Source organism: Ruminococcus turbiniformis, from assembly GCF_020687545.1.
Lineage (GTDB): Bacteria > Bacillota > Clostridia > Lachnospirales > Lachnospiraceae > Mediterraneibacter > Mediterraneibacter turbiniformis.
Map to the genome: position 1 here is coordinate 55,569 of NZ_JAJEQX010000020.1, position 17,018 is coordinate 72,586.

At 49.3% G+C, this 17,018-nt stretch carries 9 protein-coding genes; all 9 read left to right on the forward strand.

From position 1 onward, the window contains the following. Position 1: 1 nt before the first annotated feature. The 9 genes from LKD70_RS11495 to LKD70_RS11535 all read left to right on the forward strand — a co-directional run bounded on the left by LKD70_RS11495 (position 2) and on the right by LKD70_RS11535 (position 16,857). The gene (locus LKD70_RS11495; RefSeq protein ID WP_227708177.1) at positions 2–826 is read left to right on the forward strand and encodes a tetratricopeptide repeat protein; all 825 of its coding nucleotides are present in this window, start codon (positions 2–4) and stop codon (positions 824–826) included. Beyond that, on the forward strand, positions 804–1,757 hold the full coding sequence (locus tag LKD70_RS11500; RefSeq protein ID WP_227708178.1) for a DUF4037 domain-containing protein: 954 nt from the start codon (positions 804–806) through the stop codon (positions 1,755–1,757). The genes LKD70_RS11495 and LKD70_RS11500 overlap by 23 nt, the downstream gene beginning before the upstream one ends. A 33-nt stretch (positions 1,758–1,790) precedes the next feature. Beyond that, positions 1,791–2,435, forward strand: coding sequence for a DUF4125 family protein (locus tag LKD70_RS11505; RefSeq protein ID WP_227708179.1), 645 nt, complete (start codon positions 1,791–1,793; stop codon positions 2,433–2,435). Between the two features lie 83 nt (positions 2,436–2,518). Next, positions 2,519–10,270, forward strand: coding sequence for a ZmpA/ZmpB/ZmpC family metallo-endopeptidase-related protein (locus tag LKD70_RS11510; protein WP_227708180.1), 7,752 nt, complete (start codon positions 2,519–2,521; stop codon positions 10,268–10,270). A gap of 199 nt (positions 10,271–10,469) precedes the next feature. After that, a complete protein-coding gene (locus LKD70_RS11515; protein ID WP_227708181.1) occupies positions 10,470–10,916 on the forward strand; it encodes a MarR family winged helix-turn-helix transcriptional regulator in 447 nt (148 codons plus the stop codon). Further along, positions 10,913–12,718 (forward strand): ABC transporter ATP-binding protein, encoded by a 1,806-nt coding sequence (locus LKD70_RS11520; protein ID WP_227708182.1) that lies wholly within the window; start codon positions 10,913–10,915, stop codon positions 12,716–12,718. The genes LKD70_RS11515 and LKD70_RS11520 overlap by 4 nt, the downstream gene beginning before the upstream one ends. Beyond that, on the forward strand, positions 12,705–14,522 hold the full coding sequence (locus LKD70_RS11525; protein ID WP_227708183.1) for an ABC transporter ATP-binding protein: 1,818 nt from the start codon (positions 12,705–12,707) through the stop codon (positions 14,520–14,522). The genes LKD70_RS11520 and LKD70_RS11525 overlap by 14 nt, the downstream gene beginning before the upstream one ends. 132 nt (positions 14,523–14,654) lie before the next feature. Then, positions 14,655–15,782, forward strand: a complete 1,128-nt coding sequence (locus tag LKD70_RS11530; RefSeq protein WP_227708184.1) for a glycosyl hydrolase family 18 protein — start codon at positions 14,655–14,657, stop codon at positions 15,780–15,782. A 136-nt stretch (positions 15,783–15,918) separates the two neighbouring features. Continuing rightward, positions 15,919–16,857: a dihydrodipicolinate synthase family protein gene (locus LKD70_RS11535; protein WP_227708185.1), complete on the forward strand. Its 939-nt coding sequence runs from the start codon at positions 15,919–15,921 to the stop codon at positions 16,855–16,857. The last annotated feature ends 161 nt before the right edge of the window (positions 16,858–17,018 follow it).

The following is a 17,018-nucleotide window of genomic DNA, read 5'->3' on the forward strand; positions in this document are numbered from 1 at the left end:
GATGAAACTTGCATCTGTATATGAAAAACTGGATGATCTGTTCGGAAAACAGAAATACCGGGAGGCAGAGCAGCTTCTTCTTGAGCAGGTCAGCGCCGCTGAAGCCTCGGAAGATAAATATGCGGCAATTTCTCTGTGCAATGAACTGGGCGGATATTACCGTGCGGCAGGAAATTACTGGGGAAGCATCGAGTTCTTTTCCAGGGCGCTTGTTAATATAGAAGAAACAGGTTTGAAAGAAAGTGTGGAGGAGGCGGTCATACGTTCAAATCTGGCAACTTTATATGTTGCTGTGGATATGCTTGAGAAAGCATCTGAAGAATATGAAACCGCAGATCAGATTTATTCCGTGAACCATATTGGCGACTACCGCGCGGCGGCGCTTAAGAATAACAAGGCTTCCCTGTATCTGAAAAGAGGAGAGTGCGCACAGGCTCTTGTGTGTGCAAAAGAAGCGCTTCACATTCTCGGCGGAAAAGAAGGATATGAGGACGAGTATGGAGTGACCAATACGTTGACGGCACAGATCAGGATAAGGCAGAGACGGTATGATCTGGCACACGAGGATGCACTGCGGGCAAAAGAATGTTTTGAGAAAGCCGCGTCGCCAAGCCCCGCCCATACGGCGGTACTGGAATCGGTTTTTGCGGAGCTGTCCGCCGCAAAAGGCGAGTGGATGCAGGCGTCCGTCTATCATGAGAGGGCGGCAGAGATGATTGAGCGTGCATTCGGCAGAAATGAGAGCTGGAAAAGCGAGAGAAAGAAAATGGAACAGTGTAAAAGCAGAGGACAGGAGGAGAAAAATGGAAAACATGAAGGGCCTTGAAATAGCGAGGCAGTATTATGAGCAGTATGGGATTTTGATGATTCATTCTGAATTTTCACAGTATGAAAGTTATCTTGCTGCCGGGCTTGCAGGACAGGGCTCAGAGTGTTTTGGATTTGACGACTCATATTCCCGGGACCATGATTTTGGTCCCGGATTTTGTATCTGGATTCCCGAGAGGTATTGGGATAATATCGGTGTCCGTCTGAGCGAGGCGTATGAAAACCTGCCGGATATGTCCTGCCTGTGGGGAATTACGGCCCCTTTATATACGGAGGAAAGAAAAAAACGTATCGGCGTACATACGGTGGAATCATTTTATGAATCTTTGATCGGCAGAAAGTCAGCTCCTGAGACGAATCTCCAGTGGCTGCTCATACCGGATCACTTTCTGGCGGCTGCGGTAAACGGAGAGGTGTTTGCAGATCCGCTGGGAGAATTTTCCGCCATAAGAAAAAAACTGCTGGGATTCTATCCTGAAGAGACTATGAAAAAAAAGATGGCGGCCCGGTGTGCAGTCATGGCACAGGCAGGCCAGTATAATTATGTGAGAAGTATCCGGCGGAAAATGTTTGAGACAGCGGCGCTTTGCTGCTGTGAGTTTGTGACGGCGGCGCTCGGAGCGCTGTATTTGCTCAATGAAACCTACATGCCGTTTTATAAGTGGGCATTCCGGGGAGCGGAGAAGTTCCATGAGGCTTCAGACGTGCTGGAAGAGCTGAAAAAGTTTATTCTTCTCTCTGACACTTCGGAGAGTATGAGGAAAATCCTTTTGATTGAGCGTATATGTATCAGGATCAGGGACAGCCTGGTCAGACGGGGATGGTCATACGGGGAAGAAAGTTTTCTTGAAGTGCATGCTGAGCGTCTGACAAAGCAGATCTGCGATCCGCAGCTTAAAAATCTTCCGATTATGGAGGGGAGAAAGTAAACAAAAATAAAAGATGACAGGAGAAGGGCAGATATGGATGAAAGAAACCAGAAGCCGCTTGTGGATGAAGTGATTCAAAAAGAGTGGAAAATGTTTGACAAGGTAAACTCGCTTGGAGGGAGAGCCTCCTGCCAGGATAATTTTCCGGTCTTTTATGTCATGAGATACAGTCAGTTTTCCGTGTGGGATAAAGATGTGCTTGAGAGCTATTATGCGGATCTTTTAAAAGCAGGGTCACAGGGAATGAATATAATTGAACAGAAATATGCATATATGATGAGGGAAACAAGCCCGGACTATTATGAAAAATATCTGCGGGAGTTTCTGCCCGGAATTACGGAAGAAAAGAAATGCCTGGCAGAGCAGATTATGGAGATTGTGATGGGATTTTACAGCGAAGCGGAAAAAATGTATCCGGGTATTGCCGCGAGGGGGAGAGGAGGCAGCAGGAGAGAGAGCATTTCGGGAGAAACATCTGTTGACGTGTACCAGAGGGGAGAACTTTTGACCTATTCATCAGCGACACTGAAGCTGTATTACGCAATGGTGAAAAGAAAGAAAGACACCGGACAAAACATGGTACTGGATATTTATGCCCGGACGGCGGAATGCTGCGGGTATGATGGCCTGGAGGCGGCTGAGAAGGCGGCCCGGAAGCGGAAAGAATTTTACCAGTAATCTCATATTGCTTCCTGTGTATAAAAAAAGATAAAATCAGTCTGGTCAGAAAACGACAAATTTTTTGAAAGGACTGGAGAAAAATGGGAAAAATAAGAGCCCTGCTGGCAGCAGTGGTTACCGTATGCGGACTCTTATTGGGAGGTTTGACCGCAGCCGCAGCGGATACCGGCACAATGAATATTATTTCTGAAGACACTGTGGTGCGAAAAGGGCAGACAGTGGAACTTGAGGTGTCCCTCAGTATTCCGCACGGAGCAGAAGATGGAGTTAATGTCCTCAAAGGAACTCTTTTGTATGACAGGGAAGTATTTGAAGATGCGCAAGCCGGGAACTTTGAGGGGAAAAACTCCTGGGAGAGACTGTTCTATAACCAGGATAACGGACAGTTTGTCCTGATCCACAGGGCGGGGAGCGGCAAAGAAGGAGATGTGTTTCGCCTTACGCTTACCGCGAAACAAGATATTACGGCGGGAGAGACTTGGATAAAAGTGACAGATGCTGTTGTGTCTGACGGAAAAGAGAATGTAAATCCTGCAGATTCTGCACTTTCTCTTTCGGCAGTTTCAGACAGCAGTGAAAGTGCGGACGGCAGTGAGGGCTCAGGAAACAGCGGTTCGGACGGGTCAGGGGAGACAGTATCCGCAGTCCGTTCCGGCGATTCGGCAGCAGGCGCGCTTTTGATATGCGGTGCGGCACTGCTGACAGTCATCGCGGGAGGAACGGTTTATGTATTAAAAAAGAAAAAAAGTGTATCCCGGAAAATGAAAATTTTGGCGGGAGTGATCATATGTATCGGTGGATTTTCAATGCTTGCAGGAGGCATGCGCACGTATGCGTTCAAGGGAGATATAAACGACGACAGCGTTTCGGATTATTCGGATGTAGAGCTTCTGGAAAGACATCTGATCGGACTCGAAGAGATCCCCAAAGAACATATAAGCCGCGCGGATATGGATGGAGACAGTGAACTGACGGTCAAAGATATCGCCATCCTTATCCGCAGGATTGAAAAAAATCTGAAGTATGAGGTGGAGCTGCAGTCTGTAACGGAACGCTTCTATTACGGGAAAGGAGAAGAGACGGAGCTTAAGTTCCGGGCAGAAGTTCCGTACGGCGCACAGATTGAGCGGGTGATGATAGACGGCCGGGAGTACCCCGCAGAGAAAGCGGCAGACGAACCGGTCTACACGGTCAGGCCGGATTCCGGCACCACATCCGGAGTGAGGGCTTTTCACATGACAAACGTCATTCTTGATACGGGATATGATGTGACTGTGGATTATACGGAAAAGATCGATGTGCTGAAAGAGGAACCATATGTGGAGAATTTCCTTTCTGAAGAGCTGACGGACACAGCGCAGATGAAAGTCTCGTTTTCCCTTAGAGATCCGGATCAGGCGCTTACGTCAGCTTTTGCGGAGGTTATAAAAAATTCCGACGGAACACAGATTATATCGGAGAAACTTTCAGCGGGAGAAAATGAGCTTGCTTTAGATTTGGAGGAGAATGAAGCGTATACAGTTCATCTGAACGGAAACTACAACAGGGATTCGGATGAGCTGGACGCAGAAGAAGATTTCAGCGGAAGTTTTTCTGTTGTTAAAGAAGTGGAGCTTAACCTGAATTACCGGTTTACCTTTGGCGGGATGAAAACTGCCGCAGCAGATGGAAACCTTTCGGGGCGGTTCGGGAAGAATGAGCCGATTCTTCTTCTCTTTGAGAGCGGAAACAATACCGGATTTGTACCTGAACGCATTACCGTGAATGGGAAGAGCTATCCCGTAAATCAGACAGAAAGCGGCTACTCTGCGACACTGGACGGATTTGACCGGACAGGGGAGACAAAAATCCGTGCAGAGCAGATTGTCCTTACAAACGGAAAAGCTTTTGAACTGACACAGGATAATGTTATTCTCGTACATATTACTAAAGAGAGACCGCAGGTGCAGGATCTTTTTGCCAAAGAAGATGAAAAGGCCGGGGAATTTCTTGTCTCTTTCCGGCTTTCTGACCCGGACAGAGCGCTGTCCGCGCACCGGATCCTGATCAGAAACGCGGATGGAGATATTGCAGCAGAACAGCAGTTTACGGCAGAAGCAGGGGGTACCGATGCGTTTGAAGAGACAGTGCCTCTGTCCGATACAGGGATTACATCTGCCTATACTGTACAGATTGCGGCGGACTGCGATCTGTCGGAAGACGGCTCGGAGGCTGAAACGGGAAAAGTGCTTTCTGAATACAGTGTACAGGCACGTCCCAGAGTGATTGTCACAGACGGATGGGCGGAGAAAACCTATGTGGAAAAGGGAGAGGAGATCGGGGTATTTTACAGGATTGAGCATAACACCGGTTCGGAACCTGCAGCTGTTGTATGCGGTTTTCAGGAGGAAAAGATCAGTCCGGAAGAAGACGGGTCATGGCAGGCGCGTGTGGCATCACCGGAAGAGGCCGGGCCTTATGAAACTGCTCTTACGCAGGTACTGTTTGCGGACGGGACAATACTGGATGCCGCATGGAAAATCCGGACAGAGGTACTGAAGGATCTGCCCTCGGCGGAAGGCTTTTCTTATGAAAAGACAGCCGGCGATGAACTGGCTGTTTACTTTGAGATTGAAGATCCTGACAAAGCGCTCACAGGCGCCCGGGTGGAGATCGCAGAGCAGAATGGGGATATCATTCTCGCGGAAAATGTATCGGAGGGAGAAAATAAAATTTTGACGCCTCTGAAGACAGCGGAGAATTACACGGTGACTGTGACGGCGGACTGTGACAGAGATTCGAATACTCTGGATGATCAGTCCAATGCGGTTAAGGGATATACGCTCCTTTCTGAGAATGTATCTGTATCCAGAGACGCGCTGGAATTTAAAGATGTTACGGGAAACACTCTTTATTATGCGGGAAATGCAGGTCATGAGAAGGTGGATATGATCGATATAACCGGAGGCGTCCCCGGGGATGTCTCTGACTATTACGCGGTTATAGAAATGGAAAATCTGCCGGACTTCTATGCGGGAATCAGGCAGTTCCGTCTGGATGAAAACGCGAAGAAACTGTACGCGGTTGTAGATCAGGCAGATCTGATTCAGTATAAAGAGAATGGTGATAAGGCGCAGGAATATATATTTCCGGTAGCTTACAGAGACAGTGAAGGTGAACATACACCCGTAAAGAGCGCGGAGGAGCTCTTCCGGAAGATGACGGAAAAACCGGACGGGAAATTTGAGCTTACCGAAGATCTGGATGCTTCGGGCATAGCGGCGGACAAAGCGGCGTCAGCAGGAACGTTCACGGGGGAGCTTGACGGAAACGGTTACCGCATTTTTAACCTTCCCACCTCTCTGTTCGGAACATTAAGCGGCGCCTATGTCCATGACCTTGTTATCGAGGATGCGGCGGTGACGGCACAGAGAGGAGGAATACTCGCCGACGCCGTAAGAAACCGGACGGTTATTGAAAATGTGTTTATCAAGGATTCGTCGATTTCAAACAGTGTGGACGGAGTGGGAGGATTTACAGGAACCCTTTCAAATTCTACAATACGAAAAAGCGCGGCCGTGGATGTGAAGGTAAGAGGACTGGTCGCGGTGGGCGCAGTCGCGGGTAAAACAGATTCAGGCGCGCTCATTGAAGACTGTTCTGTGAGCGGAACAGTTGAGGGAACATATGACCACCCGTCCCTCGGTGCAAGAGCCGGAGGTATTGCCGGATGGCACGGGTCAGGCGCAATTCGCAGATGTATTGCCGCTGCCCGGATTATCGGGCCGTCTGACAAAGGAAACGGCGGACTGATCGGGGGACCTGACAAGGGCAGTCCCGCGATTGAGTACAGTATAAGCTTAAGCAGCGGGGACGGTTACCGGATTGCGGGCTTCGATGTACTAAAGGATGTAAAAGAGGTGTACGAGTTTTCCGGCTCGGACAGTCTGAGTAATATTCATGACGGAAACAAAGGGGGCGTAAAGGAGACAGACGCGGTTTATGAGACAGACTTTTATGAGAAAACGCTTGGCTTTGACGGGGAGGTCTGGGAGTTCGGGCTTGTCCCTTACGGAAAACTTCCTTTGCTTAAGACGGCTCCTTATACGGAGAATAATCACCGGATCCCGGGGTATGAACAGGTAAGAAACCACAGTGATTATCGTGTGGAGAGGGAACAGGCGTATGCCAACATGGCCATGCTGATGCCTTTTATGGATACACGTATGTGGGTGGAGTACGGCAACAGCCTTGAGAAGGAAGACCTGCTTGCCACAGGAAAAATGCAGTATGTCCTGCCCCTTGCCGAGGACGGTTCTCTTGTGAATGCGCTCACAAAGGAAATGCCGGATAAGATTAAGAAGGTCAGGGTTATATTTGAGGACGGAAAGATGCAGGAGTATGAGACGGTTTATGAAAAGCTGCTCGGAGATGTGGCGGGAGTCTATCGTCTGAACGGTACAGATCTGAAATACCAGTTCCGAGGATATGCGGCGGACACAGATGCAGACCGTCTGGCAGAAGCGCTTGGACTGGCGGAAAAGTACGGCTATTATACGGATATTGCCGCGGCGGCGCCGGAAAATGAGAGCCGTTTGTATGCGGATTATTATGAGGAAAATGTAAAAACGAGAGCTGCCGGGATTCTGGCGGACAGGTTTATGGTACAGGAAGACTATCCTCTTTATAGTATGCATCCGGCTGTGCGTGCCCTTGCGGACGAGCGGATACGGGATGAAGAGGCGATAAAGAGAGCCCTCTATTCTTACAATTATTTTGACAAGTGGTATCACATTGAGTTCAATGGCGTGTATTTAAGCGATCTGCTGTACTTTCACGGGGAACAGACCGCTGAGGGGATGACGCCGGACGCCCTTGAGACAGCGCTGCTTGGCGTTTCCGGGGAACTTAGAGGGACAGGCAGGACTGTCGCGCTTTACAATCGCGTGCTTAAAAACTACACAGGGCGGAGTCTGACAGAATTTATTGCGGAGATGTCAGAGAAACTGGGAGGATACGAAGACCCCAATGACTGGTTTGCTGACACTTTTAAAGGAGTGTTTGTTGAAAAACCGGCCATGGGAGATGACGGAAGCATCCGCTACAGAGCGTGGGATAATCTGACGGGGCTTGAGGAAGAAAGAAAGAATGTGATTCTGCCGATTCTCACAGCGCCTCAGAATGATATGTATATGATCTCGGTACCGTCTCAGATCATAATCGGGAGCATGAACAGATACCCGGATTATCTGAACAAAGACGGACAGGAACGGGAGAGGATGCTCAAAACAGCAGAAGCCTATGCCGAAAAAATGGGGATTTTCTACGGAGTGTCATCGAGATGGTCTGACAGGATCAAAACACAGTTAAATACATTCGTCAATCTCCAGTATGATACAAGGCTGGCTTTCCCGGAAAGCACTGCAGCCGCAGGGGGAGAACAGAAGAAAGGAGAGACGAGAGATCCTGTTATGAAGTGGGTCTATGAGGCGGTGGATATGTTAAACGCGCTCAACGGAAGCGCCGCAGTGGCAAACGGAAGTATTGTTATCTGGATGTGGGATCCGGCGCTGACAACAAGTGATTATACATTTTTTACCTTCAGTCATGAGACCGCCCACAATCAGGACGGACGGTATTTTTACGGAGGAGCGGGCCGGAGAAAAGGAACAGGCGCGGAGGCCCACGCCGACGGCAATATCGCGCAGGAAATGCGGGACGGGTGCATGGTTTTTAATATTTCAAAGATCAATGATATCGGTCTGGAGATGCCTAATAATTTCAGCTATGAGCGGATCGACTCCGCAGAAAAAGTGCACAGCTACTACAGGGAGATGTTTGAGGCAGGATATGTACTCGACTATCTTGCGGCGCAGGCATTTCTCGAACTGACCCCGCAGCAGCAGGCAGCGGTGGGGGTGCAGGCAAATCATACCGCGGGAGGAAGCGACTCCATGAGTACTGTGTACAAAAGGCTTACGGCGGAGGAGTTCGCCGATATGGGCTTAAAGGATATGGAGGATCTGTGGGAAAACCGGATATCAGTACGAAACGGGAATTCCTATCCTGAGACAGTGGGAACAGCCACGGAGGGAAGCTATGGATTTGAATCATTTTATACGATGAACTGGTATCAGTCCCACAATGACAGCGGCTCCCCAGACACACATTCGTTTAAACGGCTGGGACAGGAGATGCTGGGTGTTGCCGGATATGAAGACGGGTACATGGTCTATATGTCCGGGCTTTCGGAAAATGATCTGGATGCGCTGAGAAAGATCACCGGAGATTCCCAAATAACATGGAAAGAGTATAAGCTTGGCAGATACCGGAATGTGGAACAGAACCTTTCGCGGATACCATATTTCGATCCGGAGGCGGTGAAAGCACAGTTCAAAGCGGCCTTTGAAAAGGATGCGGCGGACGGAAATATGTCCGCCTGCATTGAGACGAAACGGATGCTCTATGGAATGATAAAACGAGTGACCGCAGATTTTGCGGAAGGCGGGATTTACACTGCGCCTCCTGTCATATCTGTATCAACGGCGGAGGAACTGGCCGTGGAGGCGGCGCGAAACCCGCATGGATACTACCGCCTGGAAAATGACCTGGATTTTTCCCGGGCAGAGGCGAACGGAAGTTATATTGAGGGAAGATTTATCGGCATCCTGGACGGAAACGGTTATACGCTGAAAGGAATGCAGTATCCCTTGTTTGAAAGTATTCAGCACACACAGGTGAAGAATCTGACGATTATGGAACCATCCTATGCCGGAGAAGCACAGGCGATGCTGGCAGTGAATTCGAAAAAGACGGTGATTGGAGATGTAAAGGTGGAAAATGCGGACATGCATCTTCCCCTTGTAAAAACAAAGAGTGAAGGTTATTACGAATACGGTGATATGTCAGTGACCGTAGGAAGACGGGAGATTACAACGCCGGAGGAACTGCTGGCAATCGGGGATTCTGCCGCGGGACTTAAAAAGCAGTATACGCTCGGGGCTGACCTGGATTTTAGCGGAACTGACCTGGAAACTTACGCAGTGGACGGTATCTTTTCCGGGGTGTTTGACGGAAACGGATATACAATAAGAGGACTGAACGCGCCTTTGTTTGAAAAAATAGACGGCGCTGAAATCAGTAGCCTGACAATAGAGGACAGCACTCTTTACGGCGACAGCCAGAAGGGAACGCTTGCCGGTGAGATACGGAATGCAGAAATCCATGATATCCGGGTGATCCGCCCTGTCATCAATAACCAGACGAATCAGGTCGGAGGAATTGCCGGGGTGATTCAGGCAAGTACAGTCAGCAGAGTGTCTGTTGAAAACGCTTCCATCCGTGCGGGAAATACAGTCGGGGGAATCGCGGGACAATTTGACGGATCCAGAATGGAGGATTGTGTTGTGACCGGCACGCTTGAGGGGACGGCCAGGCATCAGCTTGGAGCCAGAATCGGGGGGATTACCGGATGGCTGGGCGGCGGGACTGTGAAAAACTGTATCACAAAAGCCGAGATCACCGCATTTGATGCAGTCGGAAACGGCGGTCTGATCGGAGGTCCGAACGAAGGCAGCGTGGCCATTGTAAATTCAGTCAGTTTAAGCACCGGCGTCAACTCTCATCGTATTTCCGGCTGGAATGTACTTGATACTGCCGGCAGCGCGTATGAGCTGGAGACATCAGACAGCCTGACAAACATTGTTGAGGAAAGCGCAGATTTGTCACCTGTACGCACGCTCACACAAGCGCAGGCAGCGGACGAGACATTCTACACGGATATACTTGGATGGAGCAAAGAAATATGGAACTTTGACGCCCTGGCATCAGGAGGCGTGCCGGCACTTCGGTAAAAAGGTTTTTCAGAAAAGAAAGGTATGCTGTACATGAAATCTGTCATGTGCGGCATGCCTTTTTTGCACACTGACGCTAAGGTGTTGACATAAGTACGAAATCGGACTATAATGGCAAGTACGAAATCGGACTATATAACAAAATAACGAAGGATGGAGCCATTAAACAGAGAGCGCAGAAGAAAAGCGGGAGGTAAAAATGATACAGAGAGCAGAAGCAAGGGAACTTAACCGGCTTTACAAGGAACTGGAGGAGCTGTACCACGAGATCGGCCTTAAAATCGGGCTGTCGGACAGCGCGTTTTCCATTCTGTACGCAGTGGCTGTCTTAGGAGACGGATGCCGGCAAAGTGAGATATGTCAGGAAGTGTGGGTCAGCAAGCAGACGATCAATTCATCCGTCCGGAATCTGGAAAAAAAGGGGATTTTATATTTAAAGCAGGGTGAGGGAAGAGAAAAAAAGCTTTTTCTGACTGAGAAAGGACAGAAGTTTGCAGAAGAGAAGATATATCCTGTTATTGAACTGGAAAACGATATATTTTCCGAGATGGAAGAAACAGAGAGAGTGGATTATATCCGGCTTTCGAAAAAATATCTGGAATATTTTCGAAGAAGAGAAAAAAAGTTAGTGGAGGAGATACTGTGAAAATCATACTGAAATTTTTGAAACCATACCGCAAAATCTGTGTCCTGACTGTACTGGCCATGCTTCTCGATGTGGCGGGAGGACTGTTTGTACCCAGGCTGACAGCGGACATGATCAATATCGGTGTAGAGAGCAGAAACATCAGTTATATAGTGGAAAAAGGGATTGCCATGGTACTTGTGACAGTGACGGCCGGGGCGGGCGCTTTATTGGGAAGCTGGCTGTGTGCCGATCTGTCGGCCAAAATAGGGAAAGATATGAGAAACGCGGTTTATGAGAAGTCACTTCAGTTTTCCGCCCATGATTTTGAGCAGTTTGGCACCGGCTCCATGATCACAAGGACGCTTAATGATATCAATATTATCCAGCAGTCTGTTGTATGGTGTATTCAGATGGTTCTTCCTGTACCGGCAGTCTGTGTAATGGGTATTGTTATGGCCTTTGCCATTGACACGGTTATGGGATTTTTGCTGATCGGCGTAACGGCGCTTATCATTGTGCTTGCGCTGTTTGTTACCCGCAGGGCCTCGGAGATTTTCGGACGGCTGCAAAGGCTCCTTGACCGGATGAATGTTGTCCTCAGAGAAAATCTGACCGGTGTGAGAGTGATCCGTGCTTTCAATAAAGAAAAGGACGAGGAAAAAAGGATGCGGAAGAGCTTTGAGGATTATGCAGTGACATCTGTGAGCGCAAATCTTCTTTTCGCGGGACTTGAGAGTACGGCGTTTTTTGTAATCAATATCTGTATCGTTTCCATCCTGTGGTTCGGGGGAAACCGGATCGGCGCGGGGAAGATGGAGATAGGAGACATCACGGCGCTCACGGAGTATTCTATTTTGATTCTCTTCTATATTATAATGGCGCAGATGGTGATCATCCTTCTGCCAAGAGCGCGAGTATGCATCCGGCGTATCGAGGAAATTCTGGAGAAAGAGCCGGAGATCGAAGACGGCAAATCCGGAATGAAAGTACATCCGGAGACGGAGAACACGGCGGCGGAACTTCAGCTGGAAACGTGTCCAAAGGCAGGGCAGTCCGTCAGGGCAGCAAACAGGGAAGTAGTCCGGTTCCGGGACGTGTCTTTTAAGTTCCCTGATGCGGACGAGTACGCTCTGACAGAACTGGATTTTGTATGCAGAAGAGGAGAGACGACGGCGGTTATCGGTGGAACGGGAAGCGGAAAATCAACACTGGCGCGGCTGATTCTCAGATTCCATGATGTCTCGGAAGGGTCGGTGTCCGTTAATGGAACTGATGTGCGCGACGTGTCCCAGAAAGAACTGAGGGAAAAAATTTCCTATGTTCCGCAGAAAGCATGGCTCTTCTCCGGTACGATCGCGGATAACCTCCGGGACGGAGATGAGCGTGCTTCCGAGGATCAGATGCGCCGGATTCTCTCTGTTGCGCAGGCGGATTTTGTGAGTACGCTCGCCAACGGGCTGGACGCCCATGTGGCGCAGGGAGGAACGAACTTTTCCGGAGGGCAGAAACAGAGGCTTTCGATCGCAAGGGCGCTTATGAAGAAGGCCGATCTGTATATCTTTGACGACAGTTTTTCTGCGCTTGATTTCAAGACAGACGCGGCGCTTCGGAAAGCGCTTAAAGAGGAAGTGGCGCATGCCGCGGTTCTGATCATCGCGCAGAGAATCAATACGATCCTGAATGCAGACCAGATCATTGTGCTGGATGAAGGGAGAATTGCAGGGATAGGAAGACATGAAGAACTGATGGAAAGCTGCGGCGTATACAGGGAAATTGCGAAATCACAGATGAAAGGAGGTATGCAAAGTGGCGGACAATGAGACAACGGTATATGAAGATGACATGGACTTTTCTGTGCCCTCCAATGCCTGGAAAACAGTTGTGCGTCTTTGGCATTCTATGGGAAGACAGCGCATACGTCTTGTGATTGTGGCGGTTTCGGTTGTATTTTATACGATTCTGTCTGTAGCGGCTCCGGTCTACAGCGCGGGGATTGTGGATCTTCTGTGGAAAAAAATACAGGAGGCATGGCAGAGAGGCGCCGCGTTTTCTGTGACATGGGAGAGCGGCGGGCGCCAGATCGCGATTCTGCTCGCGATTTATACAGTTACGGGGATTCTCTATACATTCCAGAGTTTCCTGATGGCCAGCTTTGCGGAGCGGTTAAGCCTGCAGCTTCGGACAAAAATCAGCAAAAAACTGAACCGGCTTCCGCTGTCCTATTTTGATGGTCACAGGACAGGAGAGATATTAAGCCGTGCTACAAATGACCTGGACAAGATGTCAGAGGTGCTGCAGACCGGGCTTTTAAAACTGTTTACGGCGGTGGGGATGGTGGCAGGCTCTCTTGTTATGATGTTTCAGTTCCATATTGGACTGACGCTGGTGTTCCTGGTGTTTACAATGCTTTCACTGTTTTCTACAAAACTGTTCGCGGCAAGGACGCTCAGATATGCGGCAAGACGTCAGCAGGCGGTAAGCCGTGTGACAGGGCAGGTAGAGGAGGCATACAGCGGACGTACTGTTATCCGGGCGTTTAACAGAGAAGAAAAGAGCATGCAGGATATGCGGGATGCAGTGGAAGAGCTGGCGGAAACGTCCAGGAAGGCTGATTTTATGATGAACGCGGTGAATCCGGCGATTCGTCTGATGAACCGGTTAGGACAGGCGGCAATCGCTGTATTTGCGGGGAAACTTCTGCTGGACGGAGTCCTTACTGTGGGAACATTCCAGGCGTTTTTCCAATATGTGTATCAGGCGTCGGAGCCGCTGACAGAAGCGGCCTATATGATCAACTCCCTGCAGTCGTCCATCGCGTCGGTAGAGCGGATTTTTGAACTCCTGGATGAGAAAGAGATAAGGAAAGATCCGCTGAGCCCCGCAGAAGTAAGGGCTGCGAAAGGCGGCGTGGAGTTTGAGCACGTTCGGTTCGGCTACACACCGGATCGGATTCTTATGGAGGATATCAGCTTCTCCGTGCAGCCGGGACAGAAGATTGCCGTGGTAGGAAGCACCGGAGCGGGCAAGACAACACTGATCAACCTGCTTATGCGTTTTTACGAGGTGAACGGAGGCTGCATACGCCTCGATGGAGAAGATATTTCCAAAATGACCTACGAAGGCCTGCGCAGCAACTTCGGAATGGTACTTCAGGATACGTGGCTCTTTGAAGGGACGATTGCGGAGAATATCGCCTACGGAAGACCCGAGGCGTCCAGGGAGGAGATTACCAGGGCCGCGAAAGCGGCAAGGGCGGACTTCTTCATCCGCACGCTGCCCGGAGGGTATGACACAGTGCTTTCTTCCGATGCGGAAAATATTTCCGCCGGACAGAGGCAGCTTTTGACCATTGCAAGAGTCATGCTCTGCAATCCGGCAGTCCTGATTCTTGATGAGGCTACATCCAGTGTGGATACCCGCACGGAGATGGAGATTGGCCGGGCCATGAACGCGCTGATGAAGAGGCGCACAAGTTTTGTGATTGCCCATCGTCTCTCTACGATTGTGGATGCAGATATGATTCTTGTCATGAAGGACGGGACGATCATCGAGAAAGGAAACCACGAACAGCTCTTAAGAGCCGGAGGAGCATACGCAGATCTGTACAACAGCCAGTTCGCATAGAAATACAGGAATATAAGAAATGCCGCAGGCATATATTACAGGGAGATATTTCCCGCCTTCAGAGGCGGAGAATGTCTCCCTGAATTTTTCTGTATAATCTGCAATCTGCAGAGCAAATGTTGAGGTGACTGTATGATTTATGTGGTAGCAAAAGGGGATACCCTTGAAGATATATCCAGGAGGACAGGAGTTCCGGTGGAGAAAATTGTGTATGACAATCAGATCGAAAACAGAGACAGACTGGTGGAAGGACAGGCGCTTCTTCTGCTCGGGGAGGGGGAAAGACCGGATTACCGCGGAGGTCTGAGCGTGGGCGGATATGCATATCCCTTTGTGGAGCAGTCTGTTCTGGAAGAGGCGTTTCCTGCACTCAATGAACTTCTTATCTTTTCCTACGGATTTACGTTTGAGGGAAATCTGGTCCCGCCCAGGCCGGATGAACTGTGGATGATCGAGGCGGCATGGCAGCAGGGAATCGAGCCGCTGCTTGTCCTGACACCTTTTTCGGACGGAGCGTTTAACAATCAGCTCATTAAAGTGCTGGTGGAAAATGAACAGGTTCAGGAAAATCTGATCGGACAGCTTTATGAGACAGTCCGGGACAGAGGGTATGCGGGAGTGGATATTGACTTTGAGTATGTGCTTCCGGAAGACCGTGTGCTGTACGCAGAATTTGTGGGAAAAGTAAGAGACCGGCTGGGAGAATACGGCTACCGCGTTTCTGTGGCGGTTGCTCCCAAGACATCGGACGGACAGAGAGGGATTCTCGTAGAGGGGATCGATTATGCCATGCTCGGGGAAAATGCGGATAAGATCTTCCTTATGACTTATGAATGGGGATATACTTACGGACCGCCTATGGCCGTCTCCCCTCTCGACAAAGTCCGCCAGGTAATAGAATATGCTCTTGAGAAGCTGCCGGCAGAGAAGCTGATCATGGGAATTCCAAATTACGGGTATGACTGGCCCAGGCCTTACGTCCGGGGCGTGACACGGGCGCGTACAATCGGAAATGTGGAGGCGGTGAACCTTGCCTCCGAGATGGGAGCTGTCATACAGTATGCTCCGATTGCCCAGGCACCCTGGTTTACCTATAGTGCGCAGGGAACGGCGCATGAGGTCTGGTTTGAGGATCCGAGAAGCATTGAGGCGAAGTTAAACCTGGCGCGGGAGTATGATCTGTCAGGTGTCGGGTACTGGAATCTGATGAGGCCGTTTCAGGCAAACTGGATAATGCTGAATGAAAAAAGTCCGGGGTGAAAAAGTGAACAAAAAAGAAAATATTTTTTATATATAAATTACAAAAAAGAAAAGTTTTTCAAAAAGTAATTGAAATTCTGCTGCGGGATGGTTATAATGAAGAAAAAGATCGTAATAAAAAAAGGAGGATGCAGCAATGAAACCAGAAGAACTTAAGGAAGCGTTAAAGGGTATCTGTGCCATCTCTGTTACGCCCATGACAGAAGGCCGGGAGGTAAGCTATGAAGGAATGAGAAATCATATCCGCTTTCTGAAAAGCAAGGGAATTACAAAAGAAAACAACTGCACTCTTGTTGTAGGAGGCAGTACGGGAGAATGCGGAGCGCTCACGATTGAGGAAAGAAAGAAACTGATTGAGACAGCTGTGGACGAGGCAGGAGATGAACTTCCGATTATTGCCGGATGCAATCACAGCAATATTGTAGATGTTAAGGATCTCATGAAACATGCGCAGAGCGCTGGGGCTGCCGGTGTGATGGTACTTTCGCCATATTATTATGTTCCGACTGACGAGGCTGTACTTAGATTTTACAGAGAAATTTCCGAATGTGCGGATATCGGAATTCTGCTTTACAACAACATTGAAGTGACACATAAAGATGTGCCTGTTGAAGTACTGGAACAGCTTGTGGATTCTTCCAATGTGGTTGGAATTAAGGAGTGCACGCCTAATTTCGTCAAAATGGAGAAAGTCGTCCGTAAAATTGGAAACAAAATTGCGGTGATTAACGGACACGGGGAATTTCTTGAGCCGTTTGCAGCTCTGGCGGGAACTGTAGGGTTCATATCCAGTACATCTAACTTTGCTCCGGAAATTGCAGTTGAGATGTGGAAGAAGAGAAGCGCCGGAAAATATGAAGAGGCGAAGAAAGTAAGAGACAGGCTTACTCCATACCTTGACCTTGCGGGAGCCGAGAGCGCCACCGGAGGAGAGCCGGTTGTTCTTGCGATTCTGAAAAGAGCAGCCACTCTGGTCGGTTCTGACTGCGGGCCTGGACGTATTCCACTCCCCGACATCGACGACGCACTGGATGCGAAAATCCGGAATATGTTAAAAGAAGTTGGCCTTATTTAGTGAAAAAGGGAGGGAGAAGCCTATGAAAAAAAGAATTCGGGGATGCGGACATTTTCTTGGACCATTAATCCTCCGTTATCCCCATTTATCATGCTGCTATAAGTCCTTGGCTCTGTCGGTATTGAATTGGACTCAACCCTCCGAGGGAAAGCTTAATTCTT